At 40.0% G+C, this 20,145-nt stretch carries 19 protein-coding genes, 2 pseudogenes and 3 riboswitches; of the genes and pseudogenes, 9 read left to right on the forward strand and 12 right to left on the reverse strand.

Annotation, left to right across the window (positions count from 1 at the left end):
- Positions 1 to 39: 39 nt before the first annotated feature.
- The 5 genes from CDZ94_RS09060 to CDZ94_RS09080 form a co-directional block, all read right to left on the reverse strand.
- Positions 40 to 1,818 carry a PLP-dependent aspartate aminotransferase family protein gene (locus tag CDZ94_RS09060; RefSeq protein WP_096436327.1) on the reverse strand — a complete coding sequence of 593 codons (1,779 nt, stop codon included), beginning with the start codon at positions 1,816 to 1,818 and terminating at the stop codon, positions 40 to 42.
- A gap of 163 nt (positions 1,819 to 1,981) precedes the next feature.
- Positions 1,982 to 2,092, reverse strand: a riboswitch (SAM riboswitch).
- A 58-nt stretch (positions 2,093 to 2,150) separates the two neighbouring features.
- Positions 2,151 to 3,266 carry a homoserine O-acetyltransferase MetX gene (gene metX / locus CDZ94_RS09065; protein WP_096436329.1) on the reverse strand — a complete coding sequence of 372 codons (1,116 nt, stop codon included), beginning with the start codon at positions 3,264 to 3,266 and terminating at the stop codon, positions 2,151 to 2,153.
- An 81-nt stretch (positions 3,267 to 3,347) separates the two neighbouring features.
- A riboswitch (SAM riboswitch) is annotated at positions 3,348 to 3,462 on the reverse strand.
- Between the two features lie 231 nt (positions 3,463 to 3,693).
- A riboswitch (SAM riboswitch) is annotated at positions 3,694 to 3,807 on the reverse strand.
- Positions 3,808 to 3,939: 132 nt separating this feature from the next.
- Positions 3,940 to 5,808, reverse strand: coding sequence for a PTS fructose transporter subunit IIABC (locus CDZ94_RS09070; protein ID WP_096436331.1), 1,869 nt, complete (start codon positions 5,806 to 5,808; stop codon positions 3,940 to 3,942).
- 3 nt (positions 5,809 to 5,811) lie between these two features.
- The gene (gene pfkB / locus CDZ94_RS09075) at positions 5,812 to 6,732 is read right to left on the reverse strand and encodes a 1-phosphofructokinase (RefSeq protein ID WP_096436333.1); all 921 of its coding nucleotides are present in this window, start codon (positions 6,730 to 6,732) and stop codon (positions 5,812 to 5,814) included.
- Positions 6,729 to 7,487, reverse strand: coding sequence for a DeoR/GlpR family DNA-binding transcription regulator (locus tag CDZ94_RS09080; protein ID WP_096436335.1), 759 nt, complete (start codon positions 7,485 to 7,487; stop codon positions 6,729 to 6,731). Before CDZ94_RS09080 ends, pfkB begins: the two co-directional genes overlap by 4 nt.
- A gap of 337 nt (positions 7,488 to 7,824) precedes the next feature.
- On the opposite strand from CDZ94_RS09080, the gene CDZ94_RS09085 reads away from it, so the two are divergent.
- The 6 genes from CDZ94_RS09085 (at position 7,825) to CDZ94_RS09110 (ending at position 11,919) form a co-directional block, all read left to right on the forward strand.
- Positions 7,825 to 8,709, forward strand: a complete 885-nt coding sequence (locus CDZ94_RS09085; protein WP_198546704.1) for a YitT family protein — start codon at positions 7,825 to 7,827, stop codon at positions 8,707 to 8,709.
- Between the two features lie 127 nt (positions 8,710 to 8,836).
- The gene (locus CDZ94_RS09090) at positions 8,837 to 9,196 is read left to right on the forward strand and encodes a hypothetical protein (RefSeq protein WP_096436337.1); all 360 of its coding nucleotides are present in this window, start codon (positions 8,837 to 8,839) and stop codon (positions 9,194 to 9,196) included.
- Between the two features lie 182 nt (positions 9,197 to 9,378).
- Positions 9,379 to 9,558, forward strand: coding sequence for a hypothetical protein (locus tag CDZ94_RS09095; RefSeq protein WP_096436339.1), 180 nt, complete (start codon positions 9,379 to 9,381; stop codon positions 9,556 to 9,558).
- Between the two features lie 231 nt (positions 9,559 to 9,789).
- Positions 9,790 to 10,899, forward strand: a complete 1,110-nt coding sequence (locus CDZ94_RS09100) for a YheC/YheD family endospore coat-associated protein (protein WP_096436341.1) — start codon at positions 9,790 to 9,792, stop codon at positions 10,897 to 10,899.
- Positions 10,900 to 11,018: 119 nt separating this feature from the next.
- A complete protein-coding gene (locus tag CDZ94_RS09105) occupies positions 11,019 to 11,414 on the forward strand; it encodes a thiol-disulfide oxidoreductase DCC family protein (protein WP_096436343.1) in 396 nt (131 codons plus the stop codon).
- A 235-nt stretch (positions 11,415 to 11,649) separates the two neighbouring features.
- Positions 11,650 to 11,919: a hypothetical protein gene (locus CDZ94_RS09110; protein WP_096436345.1), complete on the forward strand. Its 270-nt coding sequence runs from the start codon at positions 11,650 to 11,652 to the stop codon at positions 11,917 to 11,919.
- A gap of 38 nt (positions 11,920 to 11,957) precedes the next feature.
- Here the strand turns inward: CDZ94_RS09110 and CDZ94_RS09115 are convergent, their stop codons facing one another.
- The 3 genes from CDZ94_RS09115 to CDZ94_RS09125 form a co-directional block, all read right to left on the reverse strand.
- Positions 11,958 to 13,055 (reverse strand): PQQ-dependent sugar dehydrogenase, encoded by a 1,098-nt coding sequence (locus CDZ94_RS09115; RefSeq protein ID WP_096436347.1) that lies wholly within the window; start codon positions 13,053 to 13,055, stop codon positions 11,958 to 11,960.
- Between the two features lie 131 nt (positions 13,056 to 13,186).
- Positions 13,187 to 14,620, reverse strand: coding sequence for an LVIVD repeat-containing protein (locus CDZ94_RS09120; protein ID WP_425352530.1), 1,434 nt, complete (start codon positions 14,618 to 14,620; stop codon positions 13,187 to 13,189).
- A 170-nt stretch (positions 14,621 to 14,790) separates the two neighbouring features.
- Positions 14,791 to 15,159 (reverse strand): hypothetical protein, encoded by a 369-nt coding sequence (locus CDZ94_RS09125; protein WP_096436349.1) that lies wholly within the window; start codon positions 15,157 to 15,159, stop codon positions 14,791 to 14,793.
- Between the two features lie 250 nt (positions 15,160 to 15,409).
- On the opposite strand from CDZ94_RS09125, the gene CDZ94_RS09130 reads away from it, so the two are divergent.
- Entirely contained in the window at positions 15,410 to 15,694 is a 285-nt protein-coding gene (locus tag CDZ94_RS09130; RefSeq protein ID WP_232735707.1) for a hypothetical protein, read from the forward strand.
- A gap of 139 nt (positions 15,695 to 15,833) precedes the next feature.
- Here CDZ94_RS09130 and CDZ94_RS09135 read toward each other — a convergent pair whose 3' ends face one another.
- The 4 genes and pseudogenes from CDZ94_RS09135 to CDZ94_RS09150 all read right to left on the reverse strand — a co-directional run.
- A complete protein-coding gene (locus CDZ94_RS09135) occupies positions 15,834 to 16,136 on the reverse strand; it encodes a PTS sugar transporter subunit IIB (RefSeq protein ID WP_096436351.1) in 303 nt (100 codons plus the stop codon).
- Position 16,137: 1 nt separating this feature from the next.
- The gene (locus CDZ94_RS09140) at positions 16,138 to 16,473 is read right to left on the reverse strand and encodes a PTS lactose/cellobiose transporter subunit IIA (RefSeq protein WP_096436353.1); all 336 of its coding nucleotides are present in this window, start codon (positions 16,471 to 16,473) and stop codon (positions 16,138 to 16,140) included.
- A pseudogene (locus CDZ94_RS09145) lies at positions 16,470 to 17,774 on the reverse strand (PTS sugar transporter subunit IIC). The gene CDZ94_RS09140 and the pseudogene CDZ94_RS09145 overlap by 4 nt, the downstream one beginning before the upstream one ends.
- A 24-nt stretch (positions 17,775 to 17,798) precedes the next feature.
- Positions 17,799 to 18,668 (reverse strand): annotated as a pseudogene (locus CDZ94_RS09150) (family 4 glycosyl hydrolase); the annotation flags it as partial.
- A gap of 70 nt (positions 18,669 to 18,738) precedes the next feature.
- Between CDZ94_RS09150 and CDZ94_RS21680 the strand changes: the two are divergent.
- A complete protein-coding gene (locus tag CDZ94_RS21680) occupies positions 18,739 to 19,275 on the forward strand; it encodes a GntR family transcriptional regulator (RefSeq protein ID WP_280951884.1) in 537 nt (178 codons plus the stop codon).
- A 6-nt stretch (positions 19,276 to 19,281) separates the two neighbouring features.
- On the forward strand, positions 19,282 to 20,016 hold the full coding sequence (chbG, locus tag CDZ94_RS09160) for a chitin disaccharide deacetylase (protein ID WP_157812151.1): 735 nt from the start codon (positions 19,282 to 19,284) through the stop codon (positions 20,014 to 20,016).
- Positions 20,017 to 20,145: the final 129 nt, after the last annotated feature.

A 20,145-nucleotide genomic window follows, 5' to 3' on the forward strand; every position in this document is an offset into this window, starting at 1 on the left:
GCTTCCGCTCCTTTTATCTATTTCATTAAAGTAGAAACCTTATATTTCACAAGCAAAGGTTGAAATTGTCCCTCTCAGTCGTTGCGCTTCTTTATAAGTGCAGCGATTGTGAACAACATCGATTCCAGCTTCTTTCGCGATCGATGACGCTCGTTCCGAAACCACACCTTCTTGTAGCCAAAAGACTTTCGGTTGAACAGTGACCGCTTCCTTTGCAATTTCAATCGCCGCTTCAGGACTGCGGAAAACTTGGACAATGTCCACTGGCCCTTTGATACTTTTCAAGTCCGGGTAGGCCGTTTCTCCGAGAATTTCAGTTTCTCTCGGGTTTACCGGAATGATCTTGTACCCAAGACGCTGCATTTTTCTCGCTAGGCGGTGACTTGGACGAGACTCTTTTCCGCTTAATCCCACCACCGCTAAAGTCTTTGGACGATCCCCGCTTTCATCCGTTGTGGATGGCGAAGAAAGAGCCCATTTGATGACACCTTCATCATTGACAACACGATTATTAGCCACTTGTGACTTTCCAGTTGCTTTTTCCAATGCCTGGTCGAGGTCTTTAAGTAAATCTTCTACATTTTCAATACCAACGGATAGCCTCACAAGGTCCGGGGTCACTCCGGTCGTCACCAATTCTTCATCAGATAGCTGCTGGTGAGTAGTAGTTGCCGGATGAATAATTAAACTTTTTGCATCGCCTACATTTGCTAAGTGAGACCACAATGCTACATTATCGATGAGCTTACGCCCGGTATCTCTTCCACCTTTAATGCCAAAATTCACAATCGCACCATATCCGCCTTTTAAAAGTTCAGAAGCATGTTCATGTGATGGGTGCTCCTCAAGACCAGGATACGAAACCCAATCCACAGCTGGATGTTCTTTAAGCCTTTTTGCCAGTTTTAAGGCATTTTCATTATGACGTTCAATACGAAGATGAAGCGTTTCAAGTCCTTGTAGCAACTGAAAAGCGTTAAAAGGACTTAAGCAAGGTCCAAAATCACGAAGCATTTGAACACGGAATTTTGTAATAAAAGCTAATGTTCCGAAATCTTTTGCGTAAGTGATCCCATTGTAGCTATTATCCGGTTCATTAAAGCCAGGGAACTTTTCAGATTGCCAGTTAAAACGTCCGCCATCTACAACAATTCCTCCAATCGATGTTCCATGACCTCCAATCCACTTTGTAGCTGAATGAATCACGATATCCGCTCCGTAATCAATCGGCTTACATACGTAAGGAGTAGCAAATGTGTTATCGAGAATAAGGGGAATTCCCGCCTCGTGAGCCACTTCAGCGACCCCTTCGATATCTAGTACATGAAGACTTGGGTTTCCAATCGTCTCAGCAAAAACTGCTTTCGTATTTTCATTAATTGCCTCTTTAAAGTTCACCGGATCTGAAGCGTCTACAAATTTAACCTTTATTCCATAGCGAGGAAGTGTTGTAGAAAATAAATTGTATGTTCCACCATAAAGGTTTGTAGCTGCGACAATTTCATCACCAGCTCCCGCTAGGTTAAGTATCGATAGACTAATAGCGGACATTCCTGAAGCAGTAGCTACCGCTGCTACTCCGTTCTCTAGTAAAGCAAGGCGTTTTTCTAAAACATCTACTGTCGGGTTCCCGATTCGACTGTAAATATTCCCCGGCTCATCTAGTGAAAACAGTTGTTCTGCATGCTCAGTATCGTGAAACACATAAGAACTGGTTTGATAAATCGGTACCGCCCGTGATCCGGTTGTTGGATCTGGAGACTGACCTCCATGAAGTAATACTGTTTCCTGGTTATACGTTTCAAAAGATTGACTCATTGTAATTCCTCCTTGAAATTGGGTTATTTTTTGTGAAATGAACGGGACTAGTTTACTAGGTGAGAAACTTAGGAAGCTCTCTCAACCATGAATGTTTTTATTTTAAAAAAGTAAAAGCACCTTCCTCAAATAAGAGAAAGGTGCTTGTAAACTCAGCGCCTCTCTCTTATCTTTCAAAGCATTACTGCTTCGTTGGAATTGGCACCTTCCAAGCAGTTCGCTTGATGGTTGCCGGGCTTCATCGGGCCAGTCCCTCCGCCACTCTAGATAAGAGAAAAATCATCTATTTAATTTTAGTTAATGTGAAGCAAGCTGACGCAGAAATTTGACAGCTATTTTTCCCGGACTATTTGAACATCCTCTTTAAGCGCTTCATTTACGATCCACCCCCACTTGTCATACTCAGTCAAAAATCCGTCATGACCAAAAATTGTATCAACCTCGTAATAATAAATTTCTCCACCTGCTTTTTCCCAAGTAGCTTTTAACCGGTTCATCTCTTCTGGTGGGTAAAGGAGATCACCTTTAAATCCAATGAGAGACACTGGTTTTTTGAAGTCTTTCAGTAGTTTTTGAAGTGGATAGTCCCTTCCTTCTTCAAGGTCATGATGGTCCATTGCTTTGAGCAAATATAAGTAACTGTTGGCATCAAACCGTTCCGGAAATTTGTCTCCTTGGTAACGCAAATAAGACTCTACTTGGTAAGAAATCTCGTGATGATCCGTGCCCCATGTCTCTTTTGGTTCTCGATGAAAACGGTGGTTAAATAAATTTCCAGACCTGTATGTGATCATGCCAACCATCCGTGCCAACGAAAGACCGTTTTTTGGTGGGTCGGTGCTCGGATACCGTCCGTTATTCCATTTAGGATCATCAGTGATCGCTTTTCTCGCGATTGCATTATAGGCCATCCCATAATCACTTAACGAAGGGGTAGCTGCCATCACAATCAGTTGATCGACATTTTCCGGATAAAGCATTCCCCATTCCAGAGCTTGCATCCCCCCAAGCGAACCACCCATAACAGCTTTTATCTGGTTAATTCCGAGTTGTTCCAGAGCCAGTTTCTGAGCATGAACCATATCACGAACACTTACGAATGGAAAATCTGCTTGATAGGGTCGATTTGATTTCAAGTTTAGAGAGGTTGGTCCTGTCGATCCGTTGCAGCCGCCAATTATATTAAACGTGATGACTTCTTGTTCGTTTAGATCTACATAACCTCCTTCCTGTATTAACCCCCGCCACCAGCCCGGGTTATCTTTTGTACCGACAGTATGGTGATTGCCTGTAAGAGCATGACAGACAATAATAGGGTCGCCCTGCCCCACTCCTGTTCGCTCATAAACGAGTTCTATATTCTGTAATGTATGACCTGATTCAAGTGTTATCGAAGGAAGAGTTACTTTCCCAGTCGTCCGGTTATATTTTTTCTGTTCAACCGTCATCATGCACCTCCTTTAAGAAAAAACAAATGAAATTTAAAAATCTCTCTGCCAGAAGACAGAGAGACGAATGTTAAAAAGCCTCTCTCATCTTTCAAAGCGCACCGCTTTGTTGGACTTGGCACCTTGCTTCACGTGTAAACGTCAAGCTGGTTGCCGGGCTTCATCGGGCCAATCCCTCCACCGCTCTTGATAAGAGTAAAATGAAATTGTAAGGGTCGTTGTCTTGCATGAACGGGTTAAAACATTCTATTTAGATCAGAAATGAATGTTTTGATTATTTTGAATAGTAACACTCCTGAAAGGGAACGTCAACCATTTCAACAATAAAGTTTTGATAATTTTTAAATTACATAAAAACTCCCTCGACACGCGGAGCATCGAGGGAGAAATATTTTTGAGTATTATGAACAGCTCTTGCTATTCAACAATCTCATCTCCCAAAGCCACCGCTTTGCAGGAATTAGCACCTCGCAGTTTTCTTTACGATACTGCTGGTTGCCGGGCTTCATCGGGCCAGTCCCTCTGCCACTCCAGATAAGAATTAATAGGATATACAAATCATGTTATGCAGTTGAGGAAAATTGTAGCACCCATTTTATAACTTGTCAAAACGTTTAATGAATTTACACAACATTGTGCGGGGACTGTCCCCTGAACAAATGTTCAGGATGTTTTATACTTGTTTTTTCCAAAACCCTAGCATAAGGGCGGTTACTGCTGCGCCTGCGAGAATAGAGATGAGATACAATGGCCAATTTTCGACAAGTAGGAGGACAAAGATTCCTCCGTGTGGGGCTTGGGTTGCTGTGCCAAACACCATCGCTAGTCCGCCTGCTACAGCTGACCCAGTAACAATCGAAGGAATAACTCTTCCTGGGTCTGCTGCTGCGAACGGAATGGCACCTTCTGTAATAAATGAAGCCCCGAGTACGTAAATGGATTTTCCTGCATCTTGTTCTTGTCTTGTATATTTGTTTTTAAAGAATGTCGTAGATAAGGCAATGCCTAATGGTGGAACCATTCCTGCCGCCATAATCGCGGCGTGTGGTGCGTAATTGCCAGCTTCAATCATCGCAATACCGAATGTAAACGCCGCTTTATTAATCGGGCCGCCCATGTCGATCGCCATCATCGCGCCAAGTAAAATACCCATAAGCACGATGTTACCTGTGCCTAATCCACCAAGCCAGCCTTCGATCCCTCTCGAAAAAGCATTCAATGGCGTAACAAGATAATACATAATAAAACCGGTAAAAAAGACACCAAATAAAGGCAAGATTAAAATCGTTCGAATACCGTCTAAGGATGGAGGAATGAACGCAAACAATTTTCTAAACAGGACCACTAAATAACCCGCGAGAAAACCGGCAATAATTCCGCCTATAAAACCTGCTTCAAAGTTAACAGCCATAAGACCCCCAACCATACCAGCAGCAAAACCTGGACGATCCGCAATACTCCGTGCGATAAACGCAGCAAGCACAGGAATCATGAGGAAGAACCCATATTCCCCACCAATTAAATTTAAAATATCTCCAAACCAATGCGTCTCTTCAGCGCCTGGTTCATTAAAAATAAACGATAATGCAATTAAAATACCACCTGCAACAACAAATGGGAGCATGTTAGAAACACCGTTCATTAAATGACGGTAAAAGCCAGGCCTGTTATCTGTTGACCCTTCATCAGACTTTGCTGAACTGCCACCTCCGTGATAGACAGAAGCATCACCACTAATCGCTTTAGTCAGCAACTCTTTGGGTTTACGAATCCCGTCTTTAACAGGAGCATCAACTAAAGGTTTCCCTGAAAAACGTTCTTTTTCAATTTTCGTATCAGCAGCAATAATAACCGCTTCCGCTCGTTGAATGTCTTCTTTTGTTAAACGATTCCGTACTCCATCAGACCCGTTCGTCTCTACTTTTATTTCAATTCCCATTTCTTTTGCTTTTTCTTTTAAACCGTCTGCCGCCATGTACGTATGTGCAATCCCTGTCGGACAGCCAGTAACGGCAATGACAAACTTTTGATCTGGGGAGGAACTTCTGGAAGAAGGCTCTCTTTCTTCTTTTTCAGACCCTTGTTTTTCTCTCTCTTTTTCGTCTACAGCTGCTAAAATTTCCTCAGCTGAATTCGCTTTCATTAACGTTTGACGAAAAGACTCGTCCATTAATAAAGTTGATAGGCGCGAGAGCGTTTGCAAATGTTCGTTGTTTGCCCCTTCTGTAGCTGCGATCATGAAGAATAAGTGACTCTTTTCTCCATCTAATGAATCATAATCTATACCTGCTTTTGATCGCCCAAAGACGATAGATGGCTCTTTTACCGCACTTGTTTTAGCATGAGGAATGGCTATTCCTTCACCGATTCCCGTTGAACTTTGCGCTTCTCTATCTATGATTGCTTTCTTAAATACTTCTACATCTATTAATCTACCAGCTTCATCAAGCTTTGTTGCAAGCTCATCGATTACTTCAATTTTTTGACTAGAGGCTAGATCTAACAGAATTGAATCTTGCCTCAGCAAATCTGTAATTTTCATTTTTTACCCTCCTTGTAAAACTTCAATGTGAATTTGTCCTGCCAGTTCCTCCACGTGTTCCTTGTTGCAAAACCCTTGCGAAAAAGCCGTCGCACTTCCCGAGGCTATGCTAAATCGAAAACATTCTTTTAAGTCCCTCCCGCGTAAAAATGCATGAATAAATCCGGCTACCATCGAATCACCTGCACCTACTGAATTTACGAGTTTGCCTTTTGGAGCCCCAGCAAAAAAAACAGTAGATTCGTTAACGAAAACAGCTCCTTGAGCACCTAAAGAAACTAAAACATGCTGCGCACCCTCTTCAACTGCCTTTTTAGCTAATTGGGTAGCTTTATCTGTGGAATCCACCGTAGTGTTGTACAATGCTCCAAGCTCATCTTGATTCGGCTTGATCAAAAAAGGCTTAGCTTGAATCGATTCCTTCAAAGCATCGCCACTTGCATCAACGACAACATTTACTTTTTCACCTGCAGCTTTGTCGCAGAGCTCTTGATAAATTGACGAAGAAACTCCAGAAGGGAGGCTACCTGACAAAACAAGGAAATCGCCTTCAGAAACAGAAGCCAGCTTACCTTTTAATGCTGTCGTTTCTTCTTCCGTAACACGGCTCCCCTGGCCGTTTACTTCCGTTTCCTCGTCAGCTTTCAGCTTCACATTAATTCGCGTTAACCCGGCTGTGTAAACAAAATCAGTTTTCACTTCTTCAAGCCGTAACTGTTCTTCTATAAAAGAACCAGTAAATCCAGCTAAAAAACCTACAGCCTTTGATTCATTCCCGAACTCCTTTAGCACCTTTGAAACATTGATTCCTTTTCCCCCGGGGGTTAAATGATTAGAGGATGCCCGATTTGTCTTGCCAATTTTCATCTCATCCAATGTTAAATGATAATCCGCCGATGGATTTAAGGTCACGGTGTAGATCATTGTTGTGTCACCACCTGTACGTTTGTTTGTTCCCTGATTATTTCAACTAACTCAGATTCTGCTTTATCAGATGTAATTAATTCTGCAGACCCCAAATCTGCCACCTTGGAAAAAGTCACATCTCCAAGCTTTGTATGATCAACAACGACATAGGCATTTGTCGATCGTTCAATGGCTTGTTGCTTAATCATCGCTTCTTCCGGGTCCGGGGTCGAATAGCCAACACTAACGTCCACACCATTCATACCGAGGAACGCACGATCAAATTGATAAGATTGAATCGTTTGAAATGCGCCCCCTCCAACGAAAGCCCGGGTACCTCTTTTTACATATCCACCTAGTACATAGGTTTTTGTATTAGCAGCAACCAAATCGTTTAATATATTTAGTCCGTTGGTTACCACGATAATATCTTTTCCTTTTAGGAAAGGAACGATGGCTTGCGTTGTTGATCCTGCATCAATATAGACAGTATCTCCATCATTTATTAACTCAGCGGAAAAACGGCCAAGAGACTGCTTCTCTTCTGATTGTTTCGTGCTTTTTTCTTGTAATGAAGGTTCATCTTTTCTCCTTGTCAGTAAAGAAGCTCCACCATGAACTCTTTTGAGTTTTTTCTGCGATTCAAGCTCTGTCAAATCCCTGCGGATTGTCGATTCAGAAGCTCCAGTAGCTTCGACTAAATCTGATAGCTTTACGACCTTGGCTTCTTCCAGCTTTACTAAAATGGCTTGATGTCTTTCGAAGGTCAACATAGTACATCACATCCTCGCTCAATCTATCATTTATTCTAAATGAAACCACCACCAAAATCAATCATTTTCATTCAAAAACAATCAAATTCAATCTATACCAATCAAAACTGTGCGGGGACTGTCCCCAAAACTTTTGTTCAAGGGACAGTCCCCTTTGCGTTAGGGCAAAAGATTTCTCCTCCACCAAATGAAATCGCTTGCTGTTTTCCGAAAATAAATACTTTGGAAAAGCTGACGTAAAGGTGTTGGGTTGGGTATAGGGCTGTGTTATACTTCAAATCGTCTGAAAAACGGTGAAAAATAGCAATGAACAATAAATAAAGGAGGTTTTCTCTCTATGGCTCGTATTTTTGAAGGTATTCGTATCAAAAACTTGGTGATTATTCTTCTTGGCACATTACTCTTTGGGTTTGGTATCATACATTTTAATTTACAAAACGGACTCGCCCATGGAGGGTTTACCGGCATCACCCTGTTAATTTATTACTTATTTACAATTGAACCATCACTTACAAATCTGCTTCTTAACATCCCATTATTCATGATCGGTTACAAGCTTCTTGGCCGGGTTATGTTTATTTATAGTGTGATAGGGACTATTGCTTTATCTGCATCTCTTCGTTTATTCGAAGTGTATCCAATCACGGAACTTCCATTACAGGAAGACATGATTTTAGTTTCCCTATTTGCTGGTGTGTTCGTCGGCTCCGGACTCGGGTTCATCTTCCGTGCGGGAGGTACGACTGGCGGAGCTGACATTTTAGCTCGAATCGCTAACAAATACACTGGCATGAGCCTTGGCCGTTTTATGTTTACGTTTGATGCATTTGTCATTACCATTTCACTCATTCACTTAAACATGACACAAGCCATGTATACTTTGGTTACTGTCTTTGTCGCTAGCCGTGTAATTGACTTCATCATTGAGGGGGCAAGTGCTGCAAAATCAGCGATGATTATTTCAACTAAAACAGAGGAAATTTCAGCTGAAGTCATCAAGCGCATGTCGCGAGGTTCAACCGTCCTCACTGGTAAAGGAAGCTTCACCCAGGATGACAAAGAAATTATGTATTGTGTCATAAACCGAAATGAGCTCATTCAGCTAAAATCAATTATTGATGAAATTGATCCTTACGCCTTTTTCTCTGTAAATGATGTCAAAGAAGTATCAGGAGAAGGCTTTACATTTGATCAAGCACAAAGACAAATGAAAGCTTTATAAAGATAACAAATTCGGGGGTTCCCCCGAGTTTGTTCGTTTATCTATTGTGTATTCGTACCTTTTACACCCTTTCTCCGGCATATAATCAAAGTAAAGCAGTGATTCTTTCTGAAAGGGGCAACCAGCGATGGTTCGTAGCGTTTACTTATACGCCGTGATGCTTGTCACATTAATTATGATGATCGGTGGAAGTGTGGCCGCGATCATGAACGTGAGTGATTACTTTGTCCCGTCACCCTATTACGAGTCGTATTCATGTTATGCCAATCAACATAAATACAATGTAGAGGAAGGCTTAGCTGAAAAAATGACTGCAGAAGAACTACAAACCCAATATGAACGAGCTCTCGAGGACCATAACGAATGGCAACGGACACATGCAGCCAACAGTATTTTTAAAAGTCTTGCGTGGATCCTTATTCCCCTCCCCGTGTTTTTAGTTGCATGGAAGAGAATTCGCTTGCCTAACGCTCAAAGAAACAAATAGCAACGCCCTTATACAACTCCCTAAAGAAATGTACCTCGTTAGAAAATGAATAGCCATTCCACAATCTAAAAAAATGTATACGATTGTGTGAAAAAGTAAAAAGTAGCAATTTTCTATTGTATAAGTTTTGACACGGGTGTAATATTTTGTTTGAGCTTTACAAAACTTAGGGGGTATATCTAATGAAAAAGTACATGAAATTAACACTAGCTTCTGTCCTAGCACTAAGCGTATTAGCAGCATGTGGAGACGCTGAAGAAGATCCAGTTGACGGAGACGTTGACACAGGTGTAGAAGACGATGCCGACCTAGATGGTGAAGGCGAAGAGGACCTAGAAGACGACGTTGAAGACGACGAGTAATCGCTATATACTTAACATGAAAACTCGGTTAACGCCGAGTTTTTTTTATGACCATGATCCGATTAATAGGCCGACCCGGTCTATACTTCTAAAGCCCATCGAACATGGCTTTTCCCCGCTCATCTGTAAATTCCTCTATCTAAAACTCCAAACAGAAACTACCCTTTCCGGTTACCGAAATGACATGTGCAACATACTTTATTAACAGGGAGTAGCGGAAAGGAGTTATTTATGTCCGACCAGACAGAAGAAGGCATTTTTTTTGGCGTTTTCTTATCCGCCAACCACAAAAAAGTTTTAAAAAAGAAACGATCAACTCATAAAAGATATTCATTTTTTTATACCCTAGCCAAAGAAGCAGCTTTATCAGATATTCATCTTTTCTTTTTTTCTCCTGAAGACGTCGATTTACAAAAACGGCAAATTATCAATGGTCTTCAATGGAATGAAAAAAAAGACAAATGGGAAACGGCTCTCTTTCCATTCCCAAATGTTTTTTACGAGAGAATCTATTTACAAAATAAACAGATTGATCGTATTAGAGCAACATTTAAAAAGCTGCAGATCCCCTCCATAAACGCCCTATCCTCATTTGATAAACTAGACGTTTACAAACGATTAATAAAAAACAAAACTGTCCGGCACTACTTACCACCAACAAAAGAGGTCAAAACGTTTGAGGATGTCAACCGTTTTTTACAGACTTATCACGTCATCTATTTAAAAAAGGTACTCAGCAGCTTAGGGAGAGGTATTGTAAAGGTCAAAGAAACAGATAACAAAATATATGAATATAGTTACTTTCGAAGTCGATTACGAGCGCACCATGTCACACATCCTCGTCAATTAAAAAAACCACTCAACCATTTTTTTCGTAATAAAAGTTACATTGCCCAAAAAGGGATTGATTTACTGGAAAAAGAAAATCGCAGCATTGATTTCCGAGCAGAAGTCCAACGAACTGGGGAAGATCACATAGAAATCACCGGAATTTCAGCTAGAGTCGGGCAAAAAAAGTCGCCGATTACTGTTCACTCAATCGCCCTGCCTTTTGAAGATTTTTTACGAACTGAGCTCGATTATACTAACGAACAAATAATAGAGCTAAAAGAAAAAGCAGAGACATTTTTACTAGCGATTTATACAGCATTAGAAGATGCCTACGGGCGTTTTGGGGAAATGGGAATTGACTTTGGAATCGACAAAGATGAAAATATCTGGTTTATAGAGTCCAATTCGAAAAGTGCAAAGGTTTCTTTTGAAAAGTCTTACGGCAAGAAAGGATTGCAAAGAAATGCTCAACAATTATTAAATTACGCTGACTTTCTAGTAAAAATATAAGTCCTTCATTCACCTTAGCCGAGATTGCGTTAGCAAGGCACTATTCATTTTCAATGCACGTTTTTTATTGATATACTTTTAAAAGGAGACTGCATACCAACTCATTAAGGTGTGATGGAATGACTAGGAATATAATTTTATTTGATGGTGAGTGCCATTTTTGTGACCACAGTGTCCAATTTATTCTACAAAGAGACCTACACGGGCATTTCTACTTTTCCTCTCTTCAAAGTGAGACCGGACAAAATCTTTTAGATGAATACGGAATAGATAAAGATACAGACAGTTTTGTTTTATTAGAAAACAAGCGAGGCTACATCAAATCGACGGCAGCGTTAAGAGTATGCAGAAAACTAACGGGTGTTTGGAAGATCTTTTCTTTTCTCACAATTATTCCACGACCTTTTAGAGATTTCATTTACGACATCATAGCCACAAACCGGTATAAATGGTTTGGAAAAAAAGCTAGTTGTAATCTCCCCTCAAAAGAAATACGCAAAAGATTCTTAGATTAGCTAAGAAAAGCCTAGCTCAGGAAAATTCCGAGCTAGGTTTTATTATTATGAACAGTGGAATCACACCTAAATAGGACTTTATTCATGTAAAAATGTTTAGTCTTTTTTATCTAGTGGTATTCTAAAAAAGTATACCTTTTAAGCTTAAAATCATACTTATGGCATAAAGAGATTAGGGGTTGCCTATAATACTAGTAAAGATAACTACTGGCATGAAAGTTAGGGGGGGAGATGAATGATTAATAGAAGATCAGCTCAAGTGAAGACTGGGCCTAGGTTCCTCGAAGAATTGTTTGATAGCCAATTTATGAAAACGTACACTGAATTTGACCATTTTGATGATATGGTTGAAGCAAGTGGAATCCCGATTGATACGGCAAAAGCGCAACGTGAAATTGAATCCTCACCGGAATGGAATGCTTTTATTAAAACTCACACTCTCTTCTCATCGTGGGTAAATATGAAAAATACTGCGATTAAGCAAACAAAAGCGCTCAATAAATAAGTAAAAAGTAGAGCTGCCAACAGACAGCCTCTACTTTTTTATTCCGATAATGTTAAACGAAGTAGTCGATCATCATCACTTTGAGGATTCCCTCTTCCATCTGTGTTATTGGTGATCACATAAAGCTCCCCCTCATGAGCAAACACATCGCGAATTCTTCCCTCTCCTTCAAAAATAACTATCATCTCTTCTGAGTCTTCATCCATTTGATATAAGCTTCCACCTCGTAACCCAGCTACGATCAAGGTGTCATTCCACCATGTCATCCCTGAAGGAGCCCATGTTTCTTCACCGGAATGGACAAGCGGACTTTCCATATCAGCAGCCTCCTCGTCTCCTTCAATGACAGGCCAGCCGTAATTTTTTCCCGCTTCAATTATATTGATTTCATCATGAGCGACCGGACCGTGCTCTGAGCTGTATAAGGTGTTATCACTCCAGGCCATTCCTTGTGGATTACGATGACCATACGAATATACATACGAGTTTTCCAGAGGGTTATCTTCAGGTATTTCCCCATCTAACGTCATTCTCAAGATGTTCCCAGCCAGATCCTCAGGTTCTTGACTTAACTCTGGATTATTTGCATCGCCTGTCGTCACATAAAGGTATCCGTCAGGTCCGATCGCTATCCGCCCACCGTTATGTATTCTGTCTCCGGGAATATCATCGAGTACGATGTCTTGCTCGATCCAATCATTTCCTTCTCGTAAAACACTGACAACTCTGTTAAAAATAAGGCCATTTTCTCCTTTATAAGTATAATAAAGAAACGCTTTACTCGATTGTGAAAAATCATCATCAAGTACCATTCCCAAAAGGCCCGCCTCACCTTCATGATGCACCGGATCAGACGTCTCAACTTCAGATCGATCAATTTCCCGATCTTCATTAACAGTCACAATATACCCTTCTCGTTCTGTCATAATGAATTGTCCGTCTGAATAGTTAATATCCCACGGAATCGATAAATTCGCCGCTACCGTTTCGACCTCCCAATCGTCTATTGAAATATTTACACGTTCCTCATCAGTCACTTCGTTCTCTTTTTCATCTTCGTCTTGTTCCTCTGCTGTTTCATCAGCACCACATGCTGCTAGTAATAGAATCAATCCAAACGCCATAAAGTGTCTCATCTCGTGACTCTCCTCCTCATGTTATATTTTTACCTATTCCACTTCTTGTCACCTTTTAAAACTATTAATAAACAAAGCGCCTGCCCACAGCTGGACAGACGCTTCGTTGATATAGTTGAAACACATTCTTCCTATGGTTTTGCCAAGTATGAACCTGTATTGGACTGTCCATTTCCACGCTTTTGTAAAACTTTCAGTCCTTGTCCCATATCTGATGCGAGAATATAGTTACGATCCACAAACACTCCCCATACATTCGCACCTTCAGATACGTATGAACCGACTTCTTCAGGGTTTTCAATATCAGTAATATCTACCATTCGAATGCCATCTGAATAATGTGACAAGTAAAGTGTGTTTCCTCTGACTTTTGGGTCGTGAACCGTATAAGTACCTGGTTCGCGCTCATCAGGGTCAATTTGAACCATCGAGTTCAAAGTTCTAAACGTACTCACAAGCTCAGGGTTTGTTTTATCTTTAATATCGTAGATTCGTACGTATCCCCACCCACGTTCAAATTCATCATCATGAGGGTCCGGGTTAAAGACTTCACGTGCCTCAATAAGATAATTCCCGCCTTTTGCTAGAGCCGCAGAGTGAGCAGCTCCCTGCACATCTCGTTCAAACTTTGTACGTCCTAAGTACTCAGGGTTTTCCGGATCACTAATATCTAAAATCACGGTTCCTAGATCCCAATAAGATAAATAAGCGTATTTACCTGTTTGGTCAGTGATCACACTGTGTAAAAAGACGGTACGAGAAGCACCTTCACCATCAGTATATTGGTAACTACCATCAAAATAAGGGTCATCCACTTCTGTTGGGTCCCAATTTGACAGTTCTACTGGGTTAGCTGGATCTGAAATATCAACAATTGAGAAGTCGTGCACATCTACTCCATCGTCATGGTAACGGTGAGCCATATAATTCGTTGCAAGTAAAAGAACTTGGTTGCCATGCGTTGTTACCCAGTGCTCATGTGTCCCAGTCGGTAGCTCTTCCGGGGTTTCCCAAAAGCCTAATTTTTCCGGGGCTTCAGGCTGCGTAACATCATAAAGAACGACACCGCCATGGTCAACCTGATCATCTCCATTGTATCCTTGGATTTTTTGAACGCTTACCGCTGCTACATCCCCGCGAAAATCCGGGGTACTAACAGACTCTACGATAACCTTTTCTTGCCACGTTCCTGGAAGATCATTTGCAATCACTGCAACTTCCTCAGGGTTCGCTGGATCCTTCATATCAAAAATCCGGACACCTTCATTTGTCATTTGACCACGATGTGTTCCTAAATAGGCATAGCCTTTGTGAGCAAAAACATCGGCAGTTGTCACTGAAGCATCCTTACGTTCTTCTAACGGGACCGCAGCAACTTCTTGAAGATGTTGAAAATTCTTTGATCCTTCGACTTTCTCATACCCATCTGGAAAATCAGCAGGACCTGCTTCAATCGTCCCTTTTTGGGCATCACTACATGCTAACGCTACGCTTGTCCCAATTAGCGAAAAACAAAGAGTACTTAAAGTAACTTTTTGCAACAATGATCTTTTCAAAATCAGCACCCCTCTTCAATAAGATTACCTTTAGGATACCGAAGTATTTTTTATGTAATAAGTGAAAATATTACCAGTAAATAGTCATGTTTTTACGTATATTTGCAGACAAATAAAGGTTTTATGTCTCAAGTATAGTATTTTTATCCTATAGTCGTCAGCGTCCCACTTGCCTCTAATCAGCTCTGTTTTGTAAAATAGTCCCGCTCTTTTTTCACCGCATAAACATGATGGCCAAGGGCAAGCAAAAATAAAATAGTCGTTAATACAGCGAAATATGCATTCCAACCAATAACGTAGTAAAAACTATAATTTCGTAAATTATCAATTTGCATGTGAGCCGGGTCAACGAGCGGTCCGACAATAAAATGATAAATTCCTATAGAAACAATAAAAGAAACAATCATAAGTGCAAAGATATAAACCGTCGTCTTTATTTTAGTCATCTGAAGTTTTTCAATTACAACAAAAAACAAATACCCGACGCTCACAAAAATAAGGAAAAACAATACTATTAACATAACGATAAGTGTGGCTTCATTGATCAATTTTTTTCACCTCAACGGATTCGGACTTTTTCGACAATTTCTAATACATTTATCTTATCGCAAAATACTTTTTCAGATAAGTGTTTTGTAAAATAATTTATGTCGCTTGAACTTCTCCACTATTTTTTACGAATGTATGATAAAAAAGTTACATTAATCATTTGTATTTGTTTAGTCTTATACTTTATTTGTATTTACTTGGTCTTGCCTTTAAAATTAAAGAAAAGATTAGCGAAAGAAGGTGCAATCATTGAAAAAACCAATCACACAACCTTATATAAAGATGGAAAAAATTACAAACAGTATCGAACAAAAAACGATCGAACTTGAACGGACGATTAAAATGACGGAAGAAAAAATCACCACAGCTCACAGAGAGTTTAAGTTTGAACATGTTTTTGACGTTTCATACCGCTCGATGATAAGAGAAGAAGGACTGCTTTATCTTCATACAAGTAAAGGTGTATATTCTTATATGGTAAAAGAAGATCCAGCTGATTTTATTGAAGCTTTTAAAAGAATGCAGAAGAAGTAAAAGTTGTAGTAAAAATGAACTAACTTTAGACCCTTCTTGATTCGAAGGAAACTGCAGCTATTGACCTTTTTATCGCAGTATGATCAGGCCCCCAAACAAAAACCCCGATACATGTATATGTACCAGGGACTCTTCACCATTATCCTAAAAGTTTTTTTGCTTGTTCGAGAACTTTCTCTCCGTTCATTGTTCCGTAAGCCATAGAATCGATGACATCGACCTGCACTCCATGTGGCTCTGCTTTTTTGGTAATTTGCGCTTGCAAATAACGAACTTGAGGTCCGATTAAAATAACGTCTGTAGAATCAAGCTGATTCGCTAATCCCGCTTCGGCTGTCGCATCAATTGTAGTTTCAATTCCCTGTTGTTTTGCTGCTTCTCTCATTTTATTAACGAGCATACTTGTAGACATTCCTGCTGAACATACTAACATAATTTTCATATTAATGCCCTCCCTGATCGAATTTTTGGTGTAGTTCAATGATTTCTAATGCCAAATCCTTCACCGTCATTGCATTCATAAGATGATCTTGTGCATGAATGAGTAATACATTTGGTGAAACCCCTTCACCTGTCGATTCTTTTGTAAGCAGGGATGTTTGTACATGGTGTGCCTCATGAAACTCATCGTTTGCTAACTTTAACTTTTCATCAGCCTCGGAAAACCGTCCTTTTTTCCCTAATTGCATAGCTTCCATTGCAAATGATCTCGCATTACCTGAATGAAGGATGATTTGGAATGAAATTTCCTCTAATGATTTCTCTTTCGTATCAGTCATGCTTTTGGCTCCTCTCTTTCTCTTTCCTTTATAAGTTCTTGTTTCTTTTGTTCAGCTTTTTCTGCTGCTTTTAAAAATGGAATGTAAAGAACAATCGCTAGCAACAAATTAAACACTTGGAGAATAATCCCATTGATCGAACCTCCTGTTACAAGGTAGCCACTTATTATCGGTGGTGTTGTCCAAGGTAAAATCGCTACTGTTTTTGGCACCAACCCGAGGTCAATTGCGAAAAAGGAAGTGATCGTTAATAGGACAGGGATAAAAATAAACGGTATCAACATTACAGGTTAAGTACAATTGGTAGTCCAAATAGAACAGGTTCATTAATATTAAAGGCTCCTGCTGGTGCTGATAGCTTACCAATCGTTCGATAATGTTTAGAGTAGGAAACAAAGAAAATAGCAATGATTAATGCCAATGTCGTACCTGACCCACCCGTAAATACATAAGCATCGAAGAAAGGTTTCGTAATGATATATGGAACATCATAGGCACTTACACCAGTAGAAAATATCCGTTGATTTTCTTCAATAAGTGGTAGATAAATAGAATCAATGACAGGTCCTAAAATGTTTGTACCATGTAAACCGAAGAACCAGAGCAATGATTTAGAAAAGCAATGATAATCGCTGTCGGCAACGTGTTCGACAAGGCTTGTAAAGGCTCCTGAATCGTACTAAACACAAGCTCATGCAGACTTCCATCTGTCCACGCCATAATGAAGGTTTGAATAAACCCCATCATAACTAGAATAATCGCTGCAGGAATTAATGCTCTAAACGACTTGATGACCCCTTCAGGTACACCTTCTGGCATCTTAATTGTAAATTTAGATTGGAGTAATATACGAAATAATTCAGTTACAACAAGAGACGTAATAACAGCCACGAACAACCTTGCGCACCCGTCCACTCAAATGCTATACCCCAATCGGGCGTAGCTGGCGTCAAGATAATATATGAAGCTATTGATACTAGAGCAGCAGCTAATCCATCCGTATTATATGATCTTGCTAAATGATAACTTATGGATCCAACCACCAATAAACTAAGTATAGCAAATGAACCATCCCAGACATTCCCGCCTATGGCCGTCCAGTTGCCCCCGAATATATTAGCCATAAAATTTTGAAAAGCAGGCACGGGAAAATTATTAATTAAAATCGCAAAGGAGCCGATGATAATTAACGGCATAATTGATACAAAACCATCCCGGACAGCAACTAAATGACGCTGAGAACCAATTCGACCAGCTACGGGAATAAAATAGCGTTCCATCCATTGCATAACTTTATCCATCATGATTTAAAACCCCTCTCCTCCCTAAAATTGAGGTAAATACTCTTTATGTGCATCAAGCATTTCGTTTAAAATCGCTTTGGCTTTCTTTTCACTATCGACTAGCGGATTCATTACAATTGCTTGATATGCCTTCAGATATTCCCCTGAAATTGCTGCTTCAATAACAAGTTCTTCAAACGCTTTCATTTGTACAATTAACCCTTTTACTGAAGATGGTAATAGGCCAACAGTTATTGGCCTTGGTCCATCTGTTGTGACAATCGCATTTACTTCAATCACACTATCAGCTGGCAAGTCAGAAATCGCTCCCCGGTTTTGAATGTTTAACGTTTGAATATCTGATTTATTTGTATACAAGCTCTCAATGAGATTACATGCAGCGTCACTATAGAAAGCGCCCCCGCGTTTCTCTAACTCTGCAGGTTTCTCTTTAAGGCTGAAATCTTGATATGTTTTAAACAACTCTTTTTCAACTTCCATGACAACTTTTGCCCGAGTTCCGTTTTCCTCATAAGCTTCAAGGTCTTTTTTAAGTATTTTATCGGTTTGAAAATAATATTGATGATAAGGATTCGGTAACATGTTTAACGCTTCAATAAATGCCGGGGACCAACCAAGGGACACAATATTTGCCGGTGAATAGTCCATATCATTGTTCACTAGTTTTTCCAACACTTCTTGTGTTCGATCTTTCCCCTTTACCATTACCCGTTTGCCAAAGACAAAGTGGTTCAACCCTACAAATTCAATTTCGGTATCTTTTACTTCACAATTGAGAATCTCTGCTGCGCTCGTTCTCATATTGAATGGAATATTACAAACACCAATCACTTTCTTATGAGGACCAAACTTAAGTAGTGCTTCCGTAACAGAAGCAGAGTTTTGCAAAAAATATCAAGTAAGCCGAACAACTGTCCGAAACGCTCTACAACAACTAACAATCGAAGGATACGTATATCGAATCCAAGGGCGAGGAACGTTTGTTGCGAACAACAAAGTAAAACAAACGCTAACAGCAACAAAAGGCGGATACAGTGAACAGCTTCAGCTTCAAGGCAAGACGCCTAAGATCAAGGTCCTTCATTTAACGGTAGTACCTGCAAATTTGTTACTACAAGATATCTTTCGTCTCAATGAAAATGATCCCGTTAATAAACTAGAGCGAATTCGTTATGCTGATGATTTACCATTGCAGTATGAAATTGCTTATTTGCCTTGGAGAGAAACACCTGGGTTACAAAAAGAAGAATGCGAAAAATCATTATATAGCTTGTTAAAATCTCAATTTGATATTGAAATTTTAAAGACAGAGGAAAATCTGCAGATCATTTTGGCAGATGAAAAAATAGCTAAAATGCTAGAAACGCACGTTGGGACTCCTTGTTTCCAAATTGAAACGTTTGCTTATAACAAAAATGGAAACATCATTGAGTATTCAAAGGCCTTCTTCCACGGAAAACGGGCCAGCTTTGTCATTGAAAGAAATTATCATGAGTAGGAGGAAATAATGAAGATTATTATTAATGCAGACGATTTCGGATTGTCACCTGGGGTCAATTATGGCATTATCGATGCACATAGAAATGGATTTGTAAACTCAACGACGATGCTCACGAATATGGCTAGCTCAGAGCATGCTTTTGAACTCATGAAATCTCATCCGAAACTTGGGGTAGGCGTTCATTTAGTTTTATCTTGTGGTAAGCCATTACGAACGGATGTCCCTAGTCTCACCAATGAAAAAGGTAACTTTAAATTAACAAATGCCTATGCCTCTCATCCTTTTGACCTAGATATTCAAGAAGTAGAACGAGAATGGGAAGCACAAATCGACCGTTTTTTTCAACATGGTCTTGTACCAACTCATCTAGACAGTCATCATCACATTCACGGCTGGGCACCTTTAAGAGAATCTACGTTTAAGCTAGCAAGGAAACATCAACTACCAGTCAGGCACGTGTTTAATCAAGATGAAGTACCAAGCGATGTGAAGCTATTATCCGATGAATTCAATGCGTCATTTTACAGTGAGGGTGTTACACCTGACTTCTTTGTAAAATTAAATAGAACCGAAAGTAATGTAGTCGAAGTGATGTGTCATCCTGCATTTATCGATCACACATTACAGCAGTTCTCCTCATATCAACAACAAAGAGTTTTAGAGCACAAAATAGTAACAACAACGACGTTACCAGAACAACTTGAATTGATGAAATGCCGTAATCAGCTACTCTCGTAACACACTATATCTCCTATATTAAGGTTGCCCCTATAAGGCAGCCTTTTTTAACATGCCTGAAAAACATAATATTTTAAATATTGATAAATTTGGTATAATAGAAAGAAAATACAAAGGGGCAATAACATT

Origin of the sequence: Alteribacter populi (genome assembly GCF_002352765.1) — a bacterium.
GTDB classification, from domain to species: domain Bacteria; phylum Bacillota; class Bacilli; order Bacillales; family Salisediminibacteriaceae; genus Alteribacter; species Alteribacter populi.